Genomic DNA, 21023 nt, shown 5'->3' on the forward strand with positions numbered 1-21023 from the left:
TACCGGCCCCTTTGACCACGAGAAGGCCAAAACCGCTCCAACACTCGACAGGGCCCGGTGCGCTCCCGCCGGTGAAGGCGTCCACTGGAAGACAGGGCGCATTCCCCGGAGTGCTTGTCCGACGGACAAGAGGAGCAGGCATGAGCGACACCACAGCAGCCACCGCACACGAGGCATACGCCTTCGCCTGCATGAGGTGCGGACACGGGTGGGAGCAGGCGTACGAGATAGAACACCACGTCGACGCGTCCGGTCACGCCTACGTGGTCTACAAGGCGGACGGTGAACGGGTGCCCTCGCCCCTGTCCACCCCGACCTGCGCCAACTGCGGCGGACACGTCGTCCGGATCATGCGGGCCGGCCGGGTCTCCAACATCCAGCAGTTCCTGCACCACCAGAACCGCTCCCAGCCCGCGGCCGGTCCGCTGACGCCCGGGGAGCAGGCCGAGGAGCCGGTGGCCGCCACCGCCGCCCCGTCCGCCGGCCACCACTGGCACCTCTCCGACCTCCTGCACCCGTTCCGCAAGTGACCGCCTGACCGTGTTACCGCGTCGGCCGGTGCGGCGCGGTCCTCGTACGATCGTGGCCATGAGCCGCAGCGAAGCCCCACCCCTGCCGGAACCCCTCCGGGTGCCGGTCGCCGATTCGCACACCCACCTGGACATGCAGGACGGCACCGTCGAGGAAGGTCTCGCCCGGGCCGCCGCGGTGAACGTGACCACCGTGGTCCAGGTGGGCTGCGACGTGAAGGGGTCCCACTGGGCCGCCGAGACCGCCGCCGCGCACCCCAACGTGCACGCGGCGGTCGCCCTCCACCCCAACGAGGCGCCGCGCATCGTCCTGGGCGATCCCGACGGCTGGTCGCGGCAGGGGGCGCGCGAAGGGGGCGGTACGGCCGCGCTGCACGAGGCGCTCGCCGAGATCGACGCGCTGGCCGCGCTGCCGCACGTACGCGGGGTCGGCGAGACCGGCCTCGACTACTTCCGTACGGGCCCCGAGGGCATGGCCGCCCAGGAGGAGTCATTCCGGGCCCACATCGAGATCGCCAAGCGCCACGGCAAGGCCCTCGTCATCCACGACCGCGAGGCCCACGCGGACGTCCTGCGCATCCTCGCGGACGCGGGGGCGCCCGAGCGGACCGTCTTCCACTGCTACTCCGGCGACGCGGACATGGCCCGGGTGTGCGCGGAGGCCGGCTACTTCATGTCGTTCGCCGGGAACATGACCTTCAAGAACGCCCAGCCGCTGCGCGACGCGCTGGCGGTCGCCCCCCTGGAACTGGTCCTGGTGGAGACGGACGCCCCGTTCCTGACCCCGGCGCCGTACCGGGGGCGCCCCAACGCGCCGTACCTGATCCCGGTCACGCTGCGGGCGATGGCGGCGGTGAAGGGGCTGGACGAGGACGTGCTCGCGGAGGCGATCGCGGACAACACGGCCAGGGCGTTCGACTACTGAGCGGGGGCCCGTCCGGGGCCCCGTACGCTTTACAGGTGAGCAGCACTGAGCCCGACGCCCTCCTGGGCCCCGCAGACATCCGCGAACTCGCCGACACCCTCGGCGTACGCCCCACCAAGCAGCGCGGGCAGAACTTCGTCATCGACGCCAACACGGTCCGCCGGATCGTGCGCACGGCGGAGGTCCGGCCGGACGACGTGGTGGTCGAGATCGGGCCGGGCCTCGGCTCGCTGACCCTCGCGCTGCTCGAAGTCGCCGACCGGGTCGTCGCCGTCGAGATCGACGACGTGCTCGCGGCGGCCCTGCCCGCCACCGTCGCCGCCCGGATGCCCGCCCGCGCCGACCGCTTCGCGCTGGTGCACTCGGACGCCATGCTCGTACGCGAACTGCCCGGCCCGCCGCCCACGGCGCTGGTCGCCAACCTCCCGTACAACGTCGCCGTGCCGGTGCTGCTCACCGTGCTCGACCGCTTCCCCAGCATCGAGCGCACCCTGGTCATGGTGCAGGCGGAGGTCGCGGACCGGCTGGCCGCCCGGCCCGGCAACAAGGTCTACGGCGTGCCGTCCGTGAAGGCCAACTGGTACACGGACGTCAAGCGCGCCGGGTCCATCGGCCGCAAGGTCTTCTGGCCCGCGCCCAACGTCGACTCCGGGCTCGTCTCGCTGGTGCGCCGCAGCGAACCCGTGGCGACGACCGCGAGCAAGGAAGAGGTCTTCGCGGTCGTGGACGCGGCCTTCGCGCAGCGCCGCAAGACGCTGCGCGCGGCACTCGCGGGCTGGGCCGGTTCCGCACCGGCCGCCGAGGCCGCGCTCGTCGCGGCGGGCATCTCGCCGCAGGCGCGCGGGGAGTCCCTGACGATCGAGGAGTTCGCGGCCGTCGCCGAGAACAGGCCCGCCGCCGAGACCGGGAGTGCCCAGTGAGTGTCACCGTGCGGGTCCCCGCCAAGGTCAACGTCCAGCTCGCGGTGGGTGCCGCGCGCCCCGACGGCTTCCACGACCTGGCCAACGTCTTCCTCGCCGTCGGCCTGTACGACGAGGTCACCGTCACCCCCGCCGACAGCCTGCGCATCACCTGCTCCGGGCCGGACGCGGCCCAGGTCCCGCTGGACGCGTCGAACCTCGCGGCCCGGGCGGCGTCCGCGCTGGCCGCGCGCCACGGCATCGCGCCCGACGTGCACATCCACATCGACAAGGACATCCCGGTCGCCGGCGGCATGGCGGGCGGCAGCGCCGACGGGGCCGGCGCCCTGCTGGCCTGCGACGCGCTGTGGGAGACCGGCACCCCCCGCGAGGACCTGCTCGCCCTCTGCGCCGAACTGGGCAGCGACGTGCCGTTCAGCCTGGTCGGCGGCGCCGCGCTCGGGACCGGCCGGGGCGAGCGGCTGACCCCGGTCGAGACCGGCGGCACCTTCCACTGGGTGTTCGCGGTGGCCGACGGCGGGCTCTCCACCCCGGCGGTGTACCGCGAGTTCGACCGCCTCACCGAGGGCACCCGAGTCCCCGGGCCCGTGGCCTCGGACGCCCTCCTCGACGCGCTGCGGTCGGGCGACCCGAAGGCCCTGGCCGCCACCCTGAGCAACGACCTCCAGGCCCCCGCGCTGGCCCTGCGCCCGTCCCTCTCCGCGACCCTGGCGGCGGGCACGGAGGCGGGGGCGCTGGCCGCCCTGGTCTCGGGCTCGGGCCCGACGACCGCGTTCCTCGCGGAGGACGAGGCGACGGCCCACCGGGTGGCCGCAGCCCTCACCGCCTCCGGCACCTGCCGCACGGCACGCACGGCGGCCTCCCCGGCCCCGGGGGCCACGGTGCTCTAGCCGGTGACCCGTACGGACTGCTTCGCCAGCTCGTACGCCGGCAGCATGCCCTCGTGCTCGTCCGAGTCCAGGCCGCCCAGGTGGACCACGACAGGGCCCTCGGGGGTGGCGAGCGCGAAGGCGTGGGCGGGGCGGTCCTCGTCCATGAGGTCGCTGTGGGCCGTGTACGTCACCTCGGTCAGCGACTGCCCCCCGCTCGTGACCTCCTCGTACGTGGCCTTCGACGCGTTCACGTCCGCCCCGACGAAGCCCTTCAGCGCCTCGCGCGGGGTCACGGTCGTCGCCTGCGCCCGCCACACCCGCAGAAAACCGACGTGCCCGGCCGGCTTGGCGTCGATCTCGCAGGCGAGGGTGACCGGGCCCTGCTCGGCCAGTTCGGCGAAGTCCGAGTCCGGGTCGATCTCGACGGCCTTCGGCTTCCAGTCCTCCGCCAGGCCGAAGGTCACCGGCAGTTCGCAGCCGGAGCCCGCGCCGCCGACCGTGCCGCCCCTGGCCGCGGTCTTCACCGCGGGCGGCGCGGACCTCTCCGGCTTCGCGTCCCCGCCGGAACCCGCCTCCGGCGAACAGCCGGTCAGCGCGGACGCGGCCAGCAGCACGGGCACCAGCCCGCGAACCGTACGACGTGTCATGACAGTCCCCACCCCTTGATCGTTGCGCGCAAGGTACACCGGGGCAGGTACGGGCGCTCGTACGGAGGTCCGCGCGGCGGCGACTACGCTGGAAGGCCGGAGTCTTCCTCGCAGCTGGAGCGTTCGTGGCCGTCAACCTCATCAATGTCGAGCAGGTCAGCAAGGTGTACGGCACCCGTGCCCTGCTCGACGGTGTCTCCCTCGGCGTCTCGGAGGGAGACCGGATCGGCGTCGTCGGCCGCAACGGCGACGGCAAGACGACCCTGATCCGGATGCTCGCCCGGCTGGAGGAGGCCGACACCGGTCGCGTCACGCACAGCGGCGGGCTGCGCCTGGGCGTGCTGACCCAGCACGACTCGCTGGACCCCACGGCCACGATCCGCCACGAGGTCATCGGCGACCTCGCCGACCACGAGTGGGCGGGCAGCGCCAAGATCCGCGACGTGCTCACCGGCCTCTTCGGCGGGCTCGACCTGCCGGGCTTCCAGAACGGGCTGGACACCGTCATCGCCCCGCTCTCCGGTGGCGAGCGGCGCCGGATCGCGCTCGCCAAGCTGCTCATCGCCGAGCAGGACCTGATCGTCCTGGACGAGCCGACCAACCACCTCGACGTCGAGGGCATCGCCTGGCTCGCCGGCCATCTGCGCGCCCGCCGCTCCGCCCTGGTCTGCGTCACCCACGACCGCTGGTTCCTGGACCAGGTCTGCACCCGCATGTGGGACGTGCAGCGCGGCACGGTCCACGAGTACGAGGGCGGCTACAGCGACTACGTGTTCGCCCGCGCCGAACGGGAGCGGATCGCCGCGACCGAGGAGGCCAAGCGGCAGAACCTGATGCGCAAGGAGCTCGCCTGGCTGCGGCGCGGCGCCCCCGCCCGCACCGCGAAGCCCCGCTACCGCATCGAGGCCGCCAACGAGCTCATCGCGGACGTGCCGCCGCCGCGCGACACCAGCGAGCTGATGAAGTTCGCGAACGCCCGGCTCGGCAAGACCGTGTTCGACCTGGAGGACGTCACCGTCCAGGCCGGCCCCAAGACCCTGCTCCAGCACCTCACCTGGCAGCTCGGCCCCGGCGACCGCATCGGCCTGGTCGGGGTCAACGGCGCCGGCAAGACCTCGTTGCTGCGGGCGCTCGCCGAGGCCGCCCGCAGCGAGGGCGAGGTCCAGCCGGCCGCCGGGCGGATCGTCGTCGGCAAGACCGTCCGGCTCGCCTACCTCTCCCAGGAGGTCCACGAGCTGAACCCGGAACTGCGGGTCCTTGAGGCCGTCCAGCAGGTGCGCGACCGGGTGGACCTCGGCAAGGGCCGCGAGATGACCGCCGGACAGCTCTGCGAGCAGTTCGGCTTCGCCAAGGAGAAGCAGTGGACGCCCGTCGGCGACCTGTCCGGCGGTGAGCGGCGCCGGCTCCAGATCCTGCGCCTCCTGATGGACGAGCCCAACGTCCTCTTCCTGGACGAGCCGACCAACGACCTCGACATCGAGACCCTGACCCAGCTGGAGGACCTGCTCGACGGCTGGCCCGGCTCCATGATCGTGATCTCCCACGACCGGTTCTTCGTCGAGCGCACCACGGACCGGGTCATGGCCCTCCTCGGCGACCAGTCGCTGCGGATGCTGCCGCGCGGCATCGACGAGTACCTGGAGCGCAGGCAGCGCCAGGCCGGGACGGCCGCGCCCGCCGCCCCCGCCGCCGCGCAGTCCGCCGCCCCGGCGGCGCCCGCGGTCTCCGCGCAGGCGGCCCGCGCGGCCAAGAAGGAGCTCCAGAAGGTGGAACGGCAGCTGGAGAAGATGTCGTCGCGCGAGACGACCCTGCACGCGCAGATCGCCGAGAACGCCACGGACTTCGAGAAGGTGGCGAAGCTCGACGCGGAGCTGCGGGAACTGGTCGCGGAGCGGGACGTGTTGGAGATGCGCTGGCTGGAACTGGCCGAGGACGCCTGAGCGTCGTTACGCGTGGGGCGGGTGGTACAAAGAAAGCCTTGCCCGGTGCGGGCCATGACCGTGCCGCTTTCACCACAGGGGGACGGGTCCGATGAGCCAGCCGCCCGGACAGCAGCCGCCGCAGGGCGCGTTCGGAGCACCGTACGATCCGGCGACCGGCAGCCCGTACGGACCGCAACAGCAACAGCCCGGCTACGGCTATCCGCCGCAGGGTTACGGACCGCCCCAGCCGGGCCCGTACAACCAGGAGCCGGGCCCGTACACGCAGCCGGGGCCGCACCAGATGCCCACCCAGCAGCAGTACGCGGCCCCCACGCCGCCCCCCAGCGGGCGGTTCCGGGGCCGGACCGGGAAGATCGTCGGCGCCGTTCTCGCCGTGGCGCTCCTCGCGGGCGGCGGGATCTGGTTCGCCACCAGTGACGGCGGGGGCAACGACAAGCCGCACGCCGGGCCGACCCACTCCGCGAAGCCCACCGCGGCGCCGTCGCCGACCAAGGGCGGGGCCACCGGGGAGCCGGCGGTCAGCCCCGAGGAGGAGGCCCGGACCATCAACGCCGGCGCCGAGCCCGGCGAGGCGAAGGTCGCCTGGATCCAGAAGGGCGGCGTCGACCTGCCGCGCAACGGCGAGGACCAGTTCGGCCCCTGGTTCGCCGGGGACGTCGTCGTCCGGGCCCTGTTCAACACGGTCTCCGGCTACTCGGTCTCCGACGGCACCCGGCGATGGAACCTCCGGCTGCCGGCCAAGATGTGCGCGGCCCCCTCGCAGCCCACCGCCGACGGCAGGATCGTGCTCGGGATCAGGCACGACACCGCGGACGACGCCGAGTGCGACACGCTCCAGATGGTCGACCTGAGGACCGGTGAGGCCGGCTGGCGCACGTCGTACGTCCGCAAGGGCGTCTGGGACGGGCTCTCCGACCTCGTGATGTCCATCAACGGCGACACCGTGACCGTCGGCCGCACCGGCCGCACCGAGGGCTTCCGGGTCAGCGACGGCAAGCGGCTCTTCGGCGAACGGCCCGGTCCGTGCCAGCCGTTCGGCCTCGCCAGCGGACCGGTCGCCATCGCCGCCGTCAGTTGCCACACCGCCGACGACCAGTACAAGGACCAGCAGGTACAGCGGATCGACCCCGCCACCGGCAAGGCGCTGTGGACGTACAAGCTGAAGAAGAAGTGGGAGGTCGGGCAGATCTACTCGGTCAGCCCGCTCGTCATCTCGCTGAAGCAGTTGGAGGACCCCGACAAATGGGCCATCCTCGTCCTCAACGCCGACGGCACCTACCGCTCCCAGCTCTCCGGCGGACCGGGGGACTACCAGGTCGAGTGCGAGCGGGACATGATGTCGCTCGGCCGGAACCTGGACAACTGCGTGGGCGTGGCCGCCGACGCGAACACCTTCTACATGAGCACCAATCACGGCGAGCTCGGAGCCACCCAGGCCAACAAGGTCGTGGCGTTCGACCTGTCCACCGGCAAGTTCCGCTGGTCGGCCGACGCACCGGACGGCCAGGCCGTCACCCCGCTGCGCACCGAGGGCGGCAAGCTGCTGCTGTACGTCCACGCGGCCAAGGGCAAGGGCGGCGGGATCGCCACGCTCCCCTCCACCGGCGGCACCCCGCAGTTCGTGCAGCGCCACCCGGCGTCCGGCGCCGACCTGGAACGCGGCGTCTACGAACCGCGCATCGTGTACACCGGCGGCCGCACCGTGCTGACGCCCTCGCGGCTCAGCGGCATCGAGGGCGACGACGAGGTGGACGCGCGCTCCGTGGTGGTCTACGGCGGCTGACGGTCCGAAGCATCACAGCGGCATCACGGCCCGGTCCTCCCTTGGGAACAGGGGCGGACCGAACCGGAAGGCGCCCCCGGACGGGTGGTACAAAGAAGTCCCGCTCGACTGACGTGACACTGCGGGATCCATGCCCGATTCGCTCCATTCCGTCGTGGTCCAGGGGGTCTTGCCCCCGGCGCCGGCGGGATCGCGGGGGAGTCCGGAACGGGCACCGGACCGCACGAAGGGGGACGTGCTGATGACCCAGCCGCCCGGACAGCAACCGCCGCAGGGAGGCTTCGGTGCTCCGCAGGAGCCGCCGCACGGGGTACCGCAGCCGCCCCAGGGCCCGCCGCAGACCCCGCCGCCGCCCGCCGCACCGCCCCAGGCCCCTGCCGCGCCGCCGACCCCGCCGCCCACGCAGCCGGGCTACGGCTACCCGCAGCAGCCCGGCCCGTACGGCCAGCCCCAGCAGCCCGGCCCCTACGGCCAGCCGCAGCCCGGCCCGTACAACCAGCAGCCCGGCCCCTACGGGCAGCAGCCGGGCCCGTACGGCCAGCAGACGCAGGCCGGTTACGGCTTCCCGCCGCAGCAGCACCCCGGCGCGCCGGTGCCGCCCGGACCGAACGGTCCCGGCGGCGGCAACCCGTTCAAGCGCAAGCCGGCCCTGATCATCGGGGCCGCGGTCGTCGCGCTCCTGGTCATCGGCGGCGGCGTGTACCTCGCGACGAGCGGCGGCGACGGGGACGACGACAAGCCGGTCGCCAAGAAGAGCGAACAGGTCAAGAAGCCGACCGGCTCGCCCACCGTCGACCAGGGCGACGGCAACGGCACCGGCCGGGAGGAGGACGACGACCTCAACAGCGGCCGCAAGGACGGCGAGGCCAAGGTCCTGTGGCTGCAGAAGAACGACGTCGACCTCCCGCGCAACGGCGCGGACGTCTACGGCCCCTGGATCGTCGGCGACACCATCGTCAAGGGCATGTACCGCACCGTCTCCGGCTACTCGGTCGCCGACGGCAAGCAGGCGTGGACGCTGAAGCTGCCGGCCGACATCTGCTCCGCGCCCGAGCAGACCACCACCGACGGCAAGATCGTCATCGCCATCAAGAACGGCACCACCGACAAGGCCGACTGCTCCGCCCTCCAGCAGATCGACCTCAACACGGGCAAGGCCGGATGGAAGAAGGAGGTCAAGAAGAGCGGCCTCTTCGACATGATGTCCGACCTCTCCATGGCCATCAGCGGTGACACCGTCACGGCCGGCCGCACCGGCTCGTCCAACGCCTTCCGGGTCAGCGACGGCAAGGAGGTCTTCGGCAAGCGGGGCGGCAACTGCGAGCCGTTCGCCTTCGCCGGCGGCGCCAAGCTCATCGCCGCGGTCAACTGCCGCACCGGCGACGTCGAGAACCCGCAGCAGGAGATCGAGGAGCTCGACCCGAACACCGGCAAGGCGAAGTGGACCTACAAGCCCGCGCGTGGCTGGGAGGTCGACAAGGTCTACTCGGTGACCCCGCTCATCGTCTCCCTGACCAAGGGCGACAGCAGCGAGGACAAGCAGTGGAGCGTCCTCGCGCTCCGCGAGAACGGCACGCTGCGCTCCCAGCTGTCCAGCGACAAGGGCGACAAGTTCTCGCCGGACTGCGGCGGCGGCTTCTCCATCTTCGGCCAGCAGCTCCAGGGCTGCGTCGGTGTCGCGGCCGACGCCAACACCTTCTACATGTCCACGTCGGACGACTCCAGCGGCTCCGCCCGCACCAACAAGGTCGTCGCGTTCAACCTGAACACCGGCAAGACGAAGTGGAAGGCGAACGCGCCCGCGGAGGAGACGATGAAGCCGCTCGGCATGGAGGGCGGCAACGTCCTGCTCTACGTCGAGGGCGGCTACAGCAAGGGCGGTGGCATCGCCACCCTCTCCCCGGCCGGCGGCAGCCCGAAGATGATCCTCAAGCACCCGGACTCCACCTCGGAGATCGAGCGCTCCTTCTACAACCCGAAGATCCAGTACGTGGACGGGCGTTCGTTCATCACGAGCGGGCGGGTCAGCGCGAGCAACGACAAGGAAGAGCTGGAGACGAAGACCATGATGGCCTTCGGCAACTGACGGCTCACCCCCACCCGGACGAACCCGACCGCCCCCCTTCCCCGAGGTACGCAACGCCATGACCCAGCCGCCCCAGCAGCCGCCCAACGACCCGCCCCAGGGCGGCTTCGGCGCGCCGCAGGACCCGCCGCCCGGTGGTTTCGGCGCGCCGCAGGACCCGCCCTCCGGTGGTTTCGGCGCGCCGACCCCGCCGCCTCCCCCCGGCCCGCCCCAGCAGCAGCCGGGCTACGGCTTCCCGCAGGGCCAGCCGCCCCAGCCGCCCACCCAGCCCGGCTACGGCTTCCCGCAGGGGCAGCCGCCCCAGCCGCCCACCCAGCCCGGCTACGGCTTCCCGCAGGACCAGCCGCCCACCCAGCCCGGTTACGGTTTCCCGCAGCAGGGCCAGCAACAGCCGTACGGCTACCCGACCGCCCCGATGCAGCCGGCCTACCCGACGCCGCCGCAGGGCGGGGACGGGAAGAAGTTCTCCACCCAGGCCCAGATCATCGTCGCGGCCGTGGTCGCGGTCGCCCTGATCGTCGGCGGCGGCATCTGGTACGCCTCCAGCGGCGGGGACGACAAGAAGGACGAGGCGGGCACCTCCGCCGGCACCTCCGGCGAGAACAAGGGCGGCAAGGGCGAGGACGGCGGGAAGGGGGGCTCGACCGGCGGCAAGGAGAAGGCCCCGGCGAACGTCGACTCGACCGTCAACTTCCAGCTCCCGCAGCCCAAGGTCACCGACGTCACCACCGTCGACGGCTCCTGGATCACCGACAAGGTGTATGTGAAGTCCGGCGTCAACGAGGTCGTCGGCTACAACCTGGACAAGGGCGGGAAGGCCTGGTCGATCCCGCTGGACGGCCAGGTGTGCGGGGCCTCCCGGCACATGTCCAAGGACTTCAAGACCGCCATCCTCTTCGAGGAGGGCAAGCGCACGAAGGCCAAGAAGTACCAGCAGTGCACCAAGGTCGGCGCCCTCGACCTGGCCACCGGCAAGCTGCTGTGGAGCAAGACGGTGATCGCCTCCAACGGAGGTGACGAACCCATCCGCTTCGACGAGGTCACCCTCAGCGGCAGCACGGTCGCCGCCGGCGGCTCCAGGGGCGGTGCCGCCTTCAAGCTGGAGGACGGCGCCGAGCTCTGGAAGCCGAAGGTCAGCACCGACGGCTGCTACGACGCCGGATACGGCGGCGGCGAGGCCCTGGCCGTGGTCCGCAAGTGCGGCACGTACGACGCCCCGCAGCTCACCATCCAGGCGCTGAACCCGACGACGGGCGCCCCGCTCTCCTCGTTCAAGATGCCGGCCGGCGTCGACTACGCGAGCATCGTCTCCACCAAGCCGCTCGTCGTGGCCGCCGACGTCGGCGAGACCGCCGGTGACGGCAGCAGCATCTCGGACTTCTTCTCGATCGACGAGACCACCGGCAAGCTGAAGATCCGCATCTCCGCCGACGCCGAGAAGTACGCGGCCAAGTGCGGTTCCACGGAGGTCGAGCAGTGCCAGCACCTCGCCGTCGGCAACAACCGCATCTACCTGCCGACCGAGGAGCACGAGGGCACCGGCGAGAGCTACAGCCGGACCAACGAGATCGTCTCCTTCGACCTCACCACCGGCAAGCAGACCGGTGACCGGGCCGACGCGGGCGACAAGTACACGATGTTCCCGCTGCGGATGGACGGCAACAACATCATCGCGTACCGGGAACCCCCGTACGACAAGGGCGGTGAGGTCGTCTCCATCGACGGCAGCACCTTCAAGCAGACCGTCCTGATGCGCAACCCGTCCGACGAGGCCGTCCGCGACGCGGAGACCAGCTTCTCCTCGGACTACGCGGAGTTCCGCTACGAACAGGGGCACTTCTTCATCTCCGAGACGATGATCAGCGCACCGCGCAAGAGCTCGCTGGACGAGAAGGAGTACCTGGTGGTGTCCTTCAGCACCAGCTGAGTACGCATCACGTGTGGGGGTGGAACCGGCCGGTTCCACCCCCACACGCGTATCCGGACGTGTAACTTGCAGGCCCTGGAGGGCCGGGGGGCCCGTGCCGGTGCGACGGGGGGAACAGCGCGATGGGGGTCCGGCTGATGGTGGTGGACGACCACCGACTGCTCGCGGAGGCGCTGGCCTCGGCGCTGAAACTGCGCGGCCACCGGGTGCTGGCCGCTGCCGCGCCGACCACCGGGGCCGCGGACCTCGTCGTCGGACGGGCCCCTGAGGTCTGCCTGTTCGGCACCGCATCGCCCGCCGTGCCCGGCACCTTCGACCCCGTCGTCCGCATCCGGCGCGAGCGCCCGCAGACCGCGGTCGTCGTGCTCGGCCCGGTCCCCAGCCCGCGCGGCATCGCCGCCGCGTTCGCGGCCGGGGCCGCCGGGTACGTCCGGCACGACGAGCGGATCGAGGGCGTGGAGCGCGCCATGGCCAAGGCCAGGGCGGGGGAGGCGGCCATCGCGCCCCAGCTCCTCCAGGGCGCCTTCGCCGAACTGCTCGACCCGGTGGCCCAGCCGGACGACGAGGGCCGCAGGCTGCTGCGGCTGCTCACCCCGCGCGAGGTCGAGGTGCTGGTCCGGGTCGCGGAGGGCGAGGACACCCGGCGGATCGCGGCCGGGATGCGGATCGCGCCGAGCACCGCCCGTACGCACGTGCAGCGCGTCCTGATGAAGCTCGGCGTCGGCTCCCGTCTGGAGGCCGCCGCGCTGGCCGCCCGGACCGGGCTGCTGGACCGCGCGGCGGTGACACGCCGAGGGCCGGACCCCGTCGGCTGACGGTGTCCGGCCCTTGCCGCGTAACGGCGTACTAGCTGCCCGGAGTCTCCTCCGGGGCGTGCTCCGGGGCCTGGGCCGGGCGCAGCTTCATCCAGACCAGGAAGAACAGGCCGAGCACCAGCATGGCGAGGCCGGTCCAGAGGTTGATGTGGACGCCCTGGGCCTTCTTCAGGTCCTCGTCGGACGGGCTGATCCCGGCGATCGTCACGATGATCCCGTAGACTACGAAGAGGCCGCCGATGATCCGCCGGATGTCGAAGAGGCGGGCCGCCGTGGCGGACTTCTGCTCCAGGTCGGAGACTTCCTTGTGCAGGTCGGACATGGTGGGTTGCTCCGATCAGAACGAGTAGGGGACGTAGCACAGGGCGGCGAGCACGATGGCTCCCCAGCCCAGCAGCGCGGGCCTGCGGTACCAGGCGCTGTCGCCCTCCTCGGGGACCTCGGGGGCGCCCGGGGACTCGGTTCCGTAGACGAGACCGGCGAGTTCGGCCTCGGGCTTGGGAGCGGTGAAGAGCGTGACCGCGATCATGACGACCGCACCGGCGACGAAACCGACGATCGCGGAGACGAAGTTGGCGCCCTGGTCGCTCGGGATGTCGATGACACCCTGCTTGTAGATGACGAAGTAGTTGACCATCGCGGCCGTGGTGCCCGCGAGCAGGCCCCAGACACCGGACTTCATCGAGGCGCGCTTCCAGAACATGCCGATGATGAACACGACGAAGAGCGGGACGTTGAAGAACGAGAAGAGCGTCTGCAGGTAGCTCATGATGTTCGAGAAGCTGGCGGCGATGAACGCGGTGCCGATGGAGGCCAGCACGCCGAGCGCCGTGATCAGCCGGCCGAAGCGCAGGTAGTACGCGTCCGACTCGTCCTTCTTCACGTACCGGGCCCAGATGTCCGTGGTGAACACGGTGTTGAACGAGGAGACGTTGGCGGCCATGCCCGCCATGAAGGCGGCCAGCAGACCGGTCACCGCGATGCCCAGCACACCGTTGGGCAGCAGCTCGCGCATCAGCAGCGGGATCGCGTCGTTGTACGTGGTGCCGGAGCCGGCGGCGCCGATGTTCGGCACGACCACGGCGGCGACCAGGCCCGGGATCATCACGGCGAAGACGATGAACATCTTCGGGAAGGCGGCGATCAGCGGGGTGCGCTGGGCGGCCGAGAGGTTCTTCGCGGACAGGGCGCGCTGCACCTCGGCGAAGTTCGTCGTCCAGTAGCCGAAGGAGAGCACGAAGCCGAGGCCGAGGACGATCGTCAGCCAGTTGGCACCGAGCGGGTTGGCGTCACCGATGCCCGTTCCGCCCCAGGCCGACATGAAGTTGGAGCCGTGCTTCGACGTCAGTGAGTCGCTCAGCCCGTCCCAGCCGCCGACGCGCTTGAGGCCCAGCAGGGTCAGCGGGATCAGCGCGGCGAGGATGACGAAGAACTGCAGCACCTCGTTGTAGATCGCGGAGGAGAGCCCGCCGATCGTGATGTAGACCAGCACGAAGAGGCCCGCGACGACGATCGCGACCCACTGCGGCCAGCCGAGGAGCGCCTCCACGACGATCGACAGGGCGTACAGGTTGACGCCCGCGATCAGGATCGCCGAGAAGGCGAAGAGTATGGAGCTCAGCAGGTGCGCGGACTTGTCGAAGCGCTGGAGCAGGAACTCCGGCACCGAGCGCACCTTCGAGCGGTAGTAGAACGGCATCATCACGAGGCCGAGGAAGACCATCGCGGGGATGGCGCCGATCCAGTACCAGTGCACCACCGCGACGCCGTACTGCGCGCCCGTCGCCGCCATGCCGAGGATCTCGGTGGCGCCGAGATTCGCCGCCACGAAGGCCAGACCGGTCACCCATGCAGGCAGGGACCGTCCGGACAGGAAGAAGTCGAGGCTGGTCTTGACACTCGCCCGGGCGGCGAAGCCGATGCCGAGCACCACGACGAAGTAGATCGCCAGGATCGTGTAGTCGAGCCCGTTCGTGGGGAGCCGGAGCTCTGCTGCCAGATTTTGCATGTGGGGGTCTCGCTTCGTTGCGCGAACTGAACTCGAAGGAAACTACGCTCTTGTGTTCGGAAAGTGAACAGTTCCGAAGAGGTTCTTTGTTTGTTTGTGATCGTATTGCCTAAATCACAGGCTTTAAGCGGCCGTGATCCGCCTCGCACCGCCCGTATGCCCCCGTCGTCGACTCATTGACGCATCTGTTGACTTGTGGTTCATTGTGTTGGCTTATGTTTGGTGGGAGGAGTCTGGTGAAGAAGACGGTTACGACGCTCGCCGACGGCCGGGAGCTGATCTACTACGACAGCCGCGACGACCTCGTCCGCGCGGCCGTCGACACGCGCCCCCTCGACGCCGTCTCCACCTCGTCCGAGATCCGGCGCGACCCCCTGCTCGGCGACAGCGTGGCCATCGCCTCGCACCGCCAGGGCCGGACCTACCACCCGCCGGCCGACGAGTGCCCGCTGTGCCCCTCGCGCGAGGGCCGGCAGAGCGAGATCCCGGAGCCCGACTACGACGTCGCCGTCTTCGAGAACCGCTTCCCCTCGCTCGCCGGGGACTCCGGCCGCTGCGAGGTCGTCTGCTTCACCTCCGACCACGACGCCTCGTTCGCCGACCTCACCGAGGAGCAGGCGGGGCTCGTCCTGGAGGCGTGGACCGACCGCACCGCCGCCCTGGCCGCGCTTCCGCAGGTCAAGCAGGTGTTCTGCTTCGAGAACCGGGGCGCCGAGATCGGCGTCACGCTCGGCCACCCGCACGGCCAGATCTACGGCTACCCCTTCATCACCCCGCGCACCGAGCTGATGCTCCGCTCGATGGCCGCCCACCACGCGAAGACCGGCCGCAACCTCTTCGACGACGTGGTCGCCCGCGAGGAGGAGGACGGCACCCGGATCGTGCTCGCCGCCGAGCACTGGATCGCCTTCGTCCCCTACGCGGCCCACTGGCCGTACGAGGTCCACCTCCACCCGCGCCGCCGCGTCGCCGACCTGCGCGAGCTGGACCAGGAGGCGCGCACGGAGTTCCCACAGGTCTATCTGGAACTGTTGAGGCGATTCGACCGGATCTTCGGACCCGGAGAGCCGCCGACCCCGTACATCTCCGCCTGGCACCAGGCGCCGTTCGGGGTCCCCGGGCGTGAGGACTTCGGGCTCCACCTCGAGCTTTTCACCATCCGACGGACCTCCGGCAAGCTGAAGTTCCTCGCGGGTTCCGAATCCGGCATGAGCGTGTTCATCAACGACGTGCCGCCGGAGACCGCGGCCCAGCGACTGCGAGAGGTAGCGAGCCAGTGAGCAAGACCCCGAAGAAGTACCTGGTCACCGGCGGTGCCGGTTACGTGGGCAGTGTCGTCGCCCAGCACCTGCTGGAGGCCGGGCACGCCGTCACCGTCCTGGACGACCTCTCCACCGGCTTCCGGGAGGGCGTCCCGGCCGGGGCCGACTTCATCGAGGGCCGCGTCCAGGACGCCGCGAAGTGGCTCGACCCCACCTACGACGGGGTGCTCCACTTCGCCGCGTACTCCCAGGTCGGCGAGTCCGTCGCCGACCCCGAGAAGTACTGGCTCAACAACGTCGGCGGCTCCACCGCCCTGCTCGCCGCGATGCGCGACGCCGGGGTGCGCACCCTGGTCTTCTCCTCCACCGCGGCCACCTACGGCGAGCCGGTCTCCAGCCCCATCACGGAGGCCGACCCCACCGCCCCGACCAGCCCGTACGGCGCCACCAAGCTCGCCGTCGACCACATGATCACCGGGGAGGCCGCGGCCCACGGCCTGGCCGCCGTCTCGCTGCGCTACTTCAACGTGGCCGGGGCCTACGGCGACTGCGGCGAGCGCCACAGCCCCGAGTCCCACCTCATCCCGCTGGTGCTCCAGGTCGCCCTCGGACAGCGCGAGTCGATCTCCGTCTACGGCGACGACTACCCGACCCCGGACGGCACCTGCGTCCGCGACTACATCCACGTCGCGGACCTGGCCGCGGCGCACCTCCTCGCCCTCGACGCCGCGGCCCCGGGCGAGCACCTGATCTGCAACCTCGGCAACGGAAACGGCTTCTCGGTCCGCGAGGTCATCGAGACGGTCCGCGAGGTCACCGGCCACCCCGTCCCCGAGACCGCGGCCCCGCGCCGCGCCGGCGACCCGGCCGTCCTCGTCGCCTCCGCCGCCACCGCCAGGGACCGGCTCGGCTGGCAGCCGTCCCGCGCCGACCTGGCCGGAATCGTCTCCGACGCCTGGACGTTCGCCCGCCGAGAGGAGCCCACCGCACCATGACCGAGGACCACGCAGAGCTCACCGCTTCCTTCACCGCGCTGTACGGAAGCGAGCCCGAGGGGATCTGGGCCGCCCCCGGCCGGGTCAACCTGATCGGCGAGTACACCGACTTCAACGACGGCTTCGTCATGCCGCTCGCCCTCCCGCACACCGCCCGGGCCGCGGTCTCCCGCCGCACCGACGGCGAGCTGCGACTGCACTCCACCGACGTGCCCGGCGGTGTCGTCCGGCTCCGCGTGGGCGGGCTGACCCCGCACGAGGGCCACGGCTGGGCCGCCTACCCGGCCGGCGTCGTCTGGGCGCTGCGCGAGGCGGGCCACGAGATCACCGGCGCCGACATCCAGCTGACCTCCACCGTCCCCACGGGCGCCGGGCTCTCCTCGTCCGCCGCCCTCGAAGTGGTCACCGCCCTCGCCCTCAACGACCTCTTCGGCCTCGGGCTCGACGCGGCGGAGCTCGCGGTCCTCGCCCAGCGCGCCGAGAACGCCTTCGTCGGCGTCCCCTGCGGGGTCATGGACCAGATGGCGTCCGCCTGCTGCACCGAGGGCCACGCCCTGCACCTGGACACCCGGGACCTCGGCCGACGCCAGGTGCCCTTCGACCTGGCCGCGCACGGGCTGCGGCTCCTGGTGGTCGACACCCGGGTCAAGCACGCGCTCGGCGACGGGGCGTACGCGGAGCGCCGGGCCGGCTGCGAGGAGGGCGCCCGCCTGCTCGGCATAGGCACCCTGCGCGACCTCCCGTACGAGGAGCTGGGCGCCGCCCTGGACCGGCTCGCGGAGTCGGGCGCGGACGAGTCCGTCGTGCGGTACGTGCGCCATGTGGTCGGCGACAACCAGCGCGTCGAGCAGGTCATCGCCCTGCTCGACGCGGGCGACGTGCGCGCGGCCGGCCCGGTCCTCACGGCGGGGCACGTCTCGCTCCGCGACGACCTGCGGGTCTCCTGCGTGGAGCTGGATCTCGTGGTCGAGGCGGCCAACGCGGCCGGGGCGCTCGGAGCGCGGATGACCGGGGGCGGCTTCGGCGGCTCGGCCATCGTGCTGGTCGAGGAGGCGCGGGCGGACGCGGTCACCAAGTCCGTCCTGGAGGCCTTCACCGCGGCCGGTTACGGCACCCCGGGCGTCTTCCCGGCGGTGCCGTCGGCGGGCGCGCGCCGCCTGGTCTGACGGCCGCGGTCAGCCGAGCTCCTTGGTGAGGGTGAACTCCGTGACGCCCGGCGGGAAGTCCTCGACCCGGCCGCGCACCTCGTACCCCTGCTTGCGGTAGAAGCCGGGGGCCTGGAAGTCCCAGGTCTCCACCCGGGAGCGGACGCAGGCCCGGTCCGTCCGGGCCACCCGTTCCGCCTCGGCGAGCAGCCGCGCGCCGAGGCCGGAACCCCGGTGCGCGGTATCGACCCACAGCAGCTCCAGATGGAGCCAGCTCGCCCAGGTCCGGGCCGCGAGACCGCCCGCGAGGCGCCCCCGCGCGTCCAGCGCCCAGACGTGCAGCGGCTCCTCCTGCGCTTCCGGGGAGCGCAGGGCCCGCATCTGCGGGGAGCGCGCGGTGTTGTCGTCCCGCAGCAGCCGGTGCAGCTGGGCACGCCGTTCCTTGTCCACTTCTGTCTCAAGACGGAACATGCGCCCCACCCTAGGGCGCACCCCCGGACAAGTTCCGCCAATTACCTTCTCCCCGGTGCCCCCGCCCGTACGCTGAGCGCGGCGGGGGGCCTGCTTCGGGTGCTCCTGTCATACACAGCAGGGGGGTGCCTGTGGCCCGAATCCGGGTTCTCGTGGTGGACGACCACCGGATCTTCGCCGAATCGCTGGCCGCCGCGCTCGCGGCCGAGCCGGACGTCGAGGTGGCCGCGGCCGGCAGCGGCCCGGCGGCGCTGCGCTGCCTGGAGCGCGCGGCGGCCGAGGGCCGGGGATACGACGTGCTGCTGGCCGACGCGGAGCTGGGCGCCACCGCCGTGCCCGCCCGCACCGGCGGGGGCCCGGTCCCGGTGCCCGCCCCGCGCTCCGGGCCCGGCATGGCCGGTCCGGTCGACGGGATCGCCCTGGTCGGCGCGGTCCGCGCGGCGCGTCCCTCGGTGCGTACGGTGGTGCTCGCCGAGAAGGACGACCCGGCCCGGGCCGCCCTCGCCCTCCAGGCCGGGGCCTGCGGCTGGGTCGCCAAGGACAGCTCGCTGCAACGGCTCCTCGCGGTGATCCGGGGTGTGCTGCGCGACGAGACGCATCTGCCCGCCGCGCTGCTGACGGAGGTGCTGCGGGAGCTGCTGGCCGACCGCAAGCACCGCTCCGAGAGCGAGAAGCTGGTCGAGTCGCTGACCCCGCGCGAGCGCGAGGTGCTGCGGTGCATGGTGGCGGGGCTGGGCCGCAAGGCGGTCGCGGAGCGGCTGTTCCTCTCCCCGCACACCGTGCGGACGCACATGCAGAACGTGCTGGGGAAGCTGGACGTCCACTCGACACTGGCCGCCGTGGCGCTGGCCAGACGCGCGGGCGTCGGCCCCGCCGACCTGGAGGAGGAGCCCGGGCTAGCCGGGGATGTTGTCGAACGGGGCGGTCAACTGGCGTAGCAGTCCGGCCAGTTCGGCGCGCTGCTGGCGGGAGAGCTCGCCGAGGATGGCGCGCTCCTGGGCGAGGAGGCCCGCCAGCGACTGGTCGGCCTTGTCGCGGCCCTCGGCGGTGAGCCGGACCAGGACGCCGCGCCGGTCGCTGGGGTCGGGCAGCCGCTCGACCAGGTTCTTCTTGGTGAGCCGGTCGATGCGGTTGGTCATCGTGCCCGAGGTGACCAGGGTCTGGGTGAGCAGCTGGCCGGGGGAGAGCTGATACGGGGCACCGGCCCGGCGCAGCGAGGTGAGCACGTCGAACTCCCACGGTTCGAGCTGGTGCTCGGCGAAGGCGATGCGGCGGGCCCGGTCGAGGTGGCGGGCCAGGCGGGAGACGCGGCTGAGGACCTCGAGCGGTTCCACGTCGAGGTCGGGGCGCTCGCGGCGCCATGCAGCGACCAGACGGTCGACCTCGTCCTCCATGTGGATCAGTGTAGATGGTCTGTCGACATGAAGTCTCTTGAATTCAAGTGTCTTGACATCAAGATATTCTCTGATCATCCTGGAACCCATGACCGCACCCCTCTGGGACCCGCAGCAGTACCTGCGCCACGCGGACCACCGCACCCGCCCCTTCCACGACCTGCTGGCCCGCGTTCCCGACCCGCCCGGCACGCCCGCGCCCCGCATCGCGGACCTCGGCTGCGGCGCCGGAAACGTCACCGCGCTGCTCGCCGCACGCTGGCCGCACGCCCGGATCACCGGCTACGACAACTCCCCGCAGATGCTGGAGAGGGCCCGCGCCCACGCCACGGAGCTGCTGGACTTCGCCGAGGCCGACGCGGCCACCTGGACCCCCTCGGAGCCGTACGGCCTGATCGTCTCCAACGCCCTGCTCCAGTGGGTCCCCGGCCACGCCGCCCGGCTGCCGCTCTGGCTGGACGCCCTGCTCCCCGGCGGCACCCTCGCCCTCCAGGTCCCCGGCAACTTCGACCAGCCCTCGCACGTCCTGATGCGCGAACTCGCACGGTCCCCGCGCTGGCGCCCCCGGCTCGGCGGCCTGCTGCGCCACGCGGACGCCGTGCTCGACCCCGCCGGATACCTGGACGCGCTGACCGGCTCCGGCACCACGGCCGACGTCTGGGAGACCACGTACCTCCACCTGCTCCCGGGCGAGGACCCCGTCCTGGACTGGGTCAAGGGCACCGGGCTGCGCCCCGTACTCACCGCCCTCGCCGACGACGAGGAGGCCCGGGACGCCTTCCTCGCCGACTACCGCGACCGGCTGCGCGCGGCTTACCCGAAGAGCCCGCACGGCACGGTCTTCCCCTTCCGCCGCATCTTCGCCGTCGCCCGCCGGGAGCACCGATGATCGCCTCGCTCGACCACGTCCAGCTCGCCGCCCCGGCAGGCAGCGAGGAAGTCCTGCGCGCGTACTACACGGACGTCCTCGGCATGACGGAGATCCCGAAGCCACCGGTGCTCGCGGCCCGGGGCGGCTGCTGGTTCGCCGCCGGTCCGGTCCAGCTGCACCTGGGCATCGAGGCGGACTTCCGCCCGGCCCGCAAGGCGCACCCGGGCCTGCGCGTCACGGACATCGGGGCGTACGCGGCCCGGCTGGCCGAGCGCGGCGCCGAGGTGGTCTGGGACGACGGCCTGCCGGGCCACCGCCGCTTCTACAGCCACGACCCGGTGGGCAACCGGCTGGAGTTCCTGGAGCCGGTGACGGGCTGAGACACGGCAGCGCCCCGCCCCCGCAAGCGCGGGAACGGGGCGCCGTGGG

20 protein-coding genes are annotated in these 21023 nt (G+C 71.9%); 15 read left to right on the forward strand and 5 right to left on the reverse strand.

Going from position 1 to position 21023, the window contains the following annotated elements:
- Window positions 1-140 precede the first annotated feature (140 nt).
- Genes ACFZAT_RS19595 through ACFZAT_RS19610 form a run of 4 tightly spaced genes read left to right on the forward strand, consistent with a single transcriptional unit; the run spans window position 141 to window position 3265 of the window.
- A complete protein-coding gene (locus ACFZAT_RS19595; protein ID WP_391265478.1) occupies window positions 141-530 on the forward strand; it encodes a hypothetical protein in 390 nt (129 codons plus the stop codon).
- A gap of 58 nt (window positions 531-588) precedes the next feature.
- On the forward strand, window positions 589-1455 hold the full coding sequence (locus ACFZAT_RS19600) for a TatD family hydrolase (RefSeq protein ID WP_391265479.1): 867 nt from the start codon (window positions 589-591) through the stop codon (window positions 1453-1455).
- A gap of 35 nt (window positions 1456-1490) precedes the next feature.
- A complete protein-coding gene (rsmA, locus tag ACFZAT_RS19605) occupies window positions 1491-2375 on the forward strand; it encodes a 16S rRNA (adenine(1518)-N(6)/adenine(1519)-N(6))-dimethyltransferase RsmA (protein ID WP_391265480.1) in 885 nt (294 codons plus the stop codon).
- Window positions 2372-3265 carry a 4-(cytidine 5'-diphospho)-2-C-methyl-D-erythritol kinase gene (locus tag ACFZAT_RS19610; RefSeq protein WP_391265481.1) on the forward strand — a complete coding sequence of 298 codons (894 nt, stop codon included), beginning with the start codon at window positions 2372-2374 and terminating at the stop codon, window positions 3263-3265. Before rsmA ends, ACFZAT_RS19610 begins: the two co-directional genes overlap by 4 nt.
- On the opposite strand, the gene ACFZAT_RS19615 is transcribed toward ACFZAT_RS19610, so the two are convergent.
- Window positions 3262-3894, reverse strand: coding sequence for a lipoprotein (locus tag ACFZAT_RS19615; protein ID WP_391265482.1), 633 nt, complete (start codon window positions 3892-3894; stop codon window positions 3262-3264). The genes ACFZAT_RS19610 and ACFZAT_RS19615 overlap by 4 nt on opposite strands.
- Before the next feature lie 125 nt (window positions 3895-4019).
- Between ACFZAT_RS19615 and ACFZAT_RS19620 the strand changes: the two genes are divergently transcribed.
- The 5 genes from ACFZAT_RS19620 (at window position 4020) to ACFZAT_RS19640 (ending at window position 12448) form a co-directional block, all read left to right on the forward strand.
- The gene (locus ACFZAT_RS19620) at window positions 4020-5834 is read left to right on the forward strand and encodes an ATP-binding cassette domain-containing protein (protein WP_391265483.1); all 1815 of its coding nucleotides are present in this window, start codon (window positions 4020-4022) and stop codon (window positions 5832-5834) included.
- Between the two features lie 91 nt (window positions 5835-5925).
- Complete coding sequence (locus tag ACFZAT_RS19625) at window positions 5926-7620, forward strand: PQQ-binding-like beta-propeller repeat protein (protein ID WP_391265484.1); 1695 nt, start codon at window positions 5926-5928, stop codon at window positions 7618-7620.
- A 241-nt stretch (window positions 7621-7861) separates the two neighbouring features.
- The gene (locus ACFZAT_RS19630) at window positions 7862-9706 is read left to right on the forward strand and encodes a PQQ-binding-like beta-propeller repeat protein (RefSeq protein WP_391265485.1); all 1845 of its coding nucleotides are present in this window, start codon (window positions 7862-7864) and stop codon (window positions 9704-9706) included.
- Between the two features lie 58 nt (window positions 9707-9764).
- Window positions 9765-11633: a PQQ-binding-like beta-propeller repeat protein gene (locus ACFZAT_RS19635; RefSeq protein ID WP_391265486.1), complete on the forward strand. Its 1869-nt coding sequence runs from the start codon at window positions 9765-9767 to the stop codon at window positions 11631-11633.
- Between the two features lie 122 nt (window positions 11634-11755).
- Window positions 11756-12448 (forward strand): LuxR C-terminal-related transcriptional regulator, encoded by a 693-nt coding sequence (locus tag ACFZAT_RS19640; RefSeq protein ID WP_391265487.1) that lies wholly within the window; start codon window positions 11756-11758, stop codon window positions 12446-12448.
- Between the two features lie 31 nt (window positions 12449-12479).
- Here the strand turns inward: ACFZAT_RS19640 and ACFZAT_RS19645 are convergent, their stop codons facing one another.
- Both ACFZAT_RS19645 and ACFZAT_RS19650 read right to left on the reverse strand, forming a co-directional pair.
- The gene (locus tag ACFZAT_RS19645; protein ID WP_391265488.1) at window positions 12480-12770 is read right to left on the reverse strand and encodes a hypothetical protein; all 291 of its coding nucleotides are present in this window, start codon (window positions 12768-12770) and stop codon (window positions 12480-12482) included.
- Window positions 12771-12785: 15 nt separating this feature from the next.
- Entirely contained in the window at window positions 12786-14456 is a 1671-nt protein-coding gene (locus ACFZAT_RS19650; protein WP_073968593.1) for a sodium:solute symporter family protein, read from the reverse strand.
- A 236-nt stretch (window positions 14457-14692) separates the two neighbouring features.
- Between ACFZAT_RS19650 and galT the strand changes: the two genes are divergently transcribed.
- From galT to galK, 3 genes are read left to right on the forward strand one after another with little or no spacing between them, the layout of a single operon-like run.
- The gene (galT, locus tag ACFZAT_RS19655; RefSeq protein ID WP_391265489.1) at window positions 14693-15736 is read left to right on the forward strand and encodes a galactose-1-phosphate uridylyltransferase; all 1044 of its coding nucleotides are present in this window, start codon (window positions 14693-14695) and stop codon (window positions 15734-15736) included.
- A complete protein-coding gene (galE, locus tag ACFZAT_RS19660) occupies window positions 15733-16713 on the forward strand; it encodes a UDP-glucose 4-epimerase GalE (RefSeq protein WP_391265490.1) in 981 nt (326 codons plus the stop codon). Before galT ends, galE begins: the two co-directional genes overlap by 4 nt.
- A complete protein-coding gene (gene galK, locus ACFZAT_RS19665) occupies window positions 16710-17879 on the forward strand; it encodes a galactokinase (RefSeq protein ID WP_391265491.1) in 1170 nt (389 codons plus the stop codon). Before galE ends, galK begins: the two co-directional genes overlap by 4 nt.
- A 9-nt stretch (window positions 17880-17888) precedes the next feature.
- Here galK and ACFZAT_RS19670 read toward each other — a convergent pair whose 3' ends face one another.
- The gene (locus ACFZAT_RS19670) at window positions 17889-18329 is read right to left on the reverse strand and encodes a GNAT family N-acetyltransferase (RefSeq protein ID WP_391265492.1); all 441 of its coding nucleotides are present in this window, start codon (window positions 18327-18329) and stop codon (window positions 17889-17891) included.
- Window positions 18330-18460: 131 nt separating this feature from the next.
- On the opposite strand from ACFZAT_RS19670, the gene ACFZAT_RS19675 reads away from it, so the two are divergent.
- Window positions 18461-19267: a LuxR C-terminal-related transcriptional regulator gene (locus ACFZAT_RS19675; RefSeq protein WP_391265617.1), complete on the forward strand. Its 807-nt coding sequence runs from the start codon at window positions 18461-18463 to the stop codon at window positions 19265-19267.
- Here the strand turns inward: ACFZAT_RS19675 and ACFZAT_RS19680 are convergent.
- Entirely contained in the window at window positions 19226-19723 is a 498-nt protein-coding gene (locus tag ACFZAT_RS19680; RefSeq protein WP_073864884.1) for a MarR family winged helix-turn-helix transcriptional regulator, read from the reverse strand. The two genes, ACFZAT_RS19675 and ACFZAT_RS19680, sit on opposite strands and share 42 nt — an antisense overlap.
- Before the next feature lie 88 nt (window positions 19724-19811).
- Between ACFZAT_RS19680 and ACFZAT_RS19685 the strand changes: the two genes are divergently transcribed.
- Together ACFZAT_RS19685 and ACFZAT_RS19690 are read left to right on the forward strand one after the other, a co-directional pair.
- A complete protein-coding gene (locus tag ACFZAT_RS19685; protein ID WP_391265493.1) occupies window positions 19812-20612 on the forward strand; it encodes a trans-aconitate 2-methyltransferase in 801 nt (266 codons plus the stop codon).
- Window positions 20609-20974 carry a VOC family protein gene (locus ACFZAT_RS19690; RefSeq protein ID WP_391265494.1) on the forward strand — a complete coding sequence of 122 codons (366 nt, stop codon included), beginning with the start codon at window positions 20609-20611 and terminating at the stop codon, window positions 20972-20974. Before ACFZAT_RS19685 ends, ACFZAT_RS19690 begins: the two co-directional genes overlap by 4 nt.
- Window positions 20975-21023 lie beyond the last annotated feature (49 nt).

The sequence above is a fragment of the Streptomyces sp. NPDC008163 genome, from assembly GCF_042956885.1.
In the GTDB taxonomy this organism is placed as follows: domain Bacteria; phylum Actinomycetota; class Actinomycetes; order Streptomycetales; family Streptomycetaceae; genus Streptomyces; species Streptomyces drozdowiczii_A.

Bases quoted from the DNA above. Each gene is read 5' to 3' on its own strand.
- ACFZAT_RS19595 (WP_391265478.1), top strand. From the start codon at position 141: ATGAGCGACACCACAGCAGCCACCGCACACGAGGCATACGCCTTCGCC.
- ACFZAT_RS19600 (WP_391265479.1), top strand. From the start codon at position 589: ATGAGCCGCAGCGAAGCCCCACCCCTGCCGGAACCCCTCCGGGTGCCG.
- ACFZAT_RS19615 (WP_391265482.1), bottom strand. From the start codon at position 3,894: ATGACACGTCGTACGGTTCGCGGGCTGGTGCCCGTGCTGCTGGCCGCG.
- ACFZAT_RS19625 (WP_391265484.1), top strand. From the start codon at position 5,926: ATGAGCCAGCCGCCCGGACAGCAGCCGCCGCAGGGCGCGTTCGGAGCA.
- ACFZAT_RS19630 (WP_391265485.1), top strand. From the start codon at position 7,862: ATGACCCAGCCGCCCGGACAGCAACCGCCGCAGGGAGGCTTCGGTGCT.
- ACFZAT_RS19635 (WP_391265486.1), top strand. From the start codon at position 9,765: ATGACCCAGCCGCCCCAGCAGCCGCCCAACGACCCGCCCCAGGGCGGC.
- ACFZAT_RS19640 (WP_391265487.1), top strand. From the start codon at position 11,756: ATGGGGGTCCGGCTGATGGTGGTGGACGACCACCGACTGCTCGCGGAG.
- ACFZAT_RS19645 (WP_391265488.1), bottom strand. From the start codon at position 12,770: ATGTCCGACCTGCACAAGGAAGTCTCCGACCTGGAGCAGAAGTCCGCC.
- ACFZAT_RS19650 (WP_073968593.1), bottom strand. From the start codon at position 14,456: ATGCAAAATCTGGCAGCAGAGCTCCGGCTCCCCACGAACGGGCTCGAC.
- galK (WP_391265491.1), top strand. From the start codon at position 16,710: ATGACCGAGGACCACGCAGAGCTCACCGCTTCCTTCACCGCGCTGTAC.
- ACFZAT_RS19670 (WP_391265492.1), bottom strand. From the start codon at position 18,329: ATGTTCCGTCTTGAGACAGAAGTGGACAAGGAACGGCGTGCCCAGCTG.
- ACFZAT_RS19680 (WP_073864884.1), bottom strand. From the start codon at position 19,723: ATGGAGGACGAGGTCGACCGTCTGGTCGCTGCATGGCGCCGCGAGCGC.
- ACFZAT_RS19685 (WP_391265493.1), top strand. From the start codon at position 19,812: ATGACCGCACCCCTCTGGGACCCGCAGCAGTACCTGCGCCACGCGGAC.
- ACFZAT_RS19690 (WP_391265494.1), top strand. From the start codon at position 20,609: ATGATCGCCTCGCTCGACCACGTCCAGCTCGCCGCCCCGGCAGGCAGC.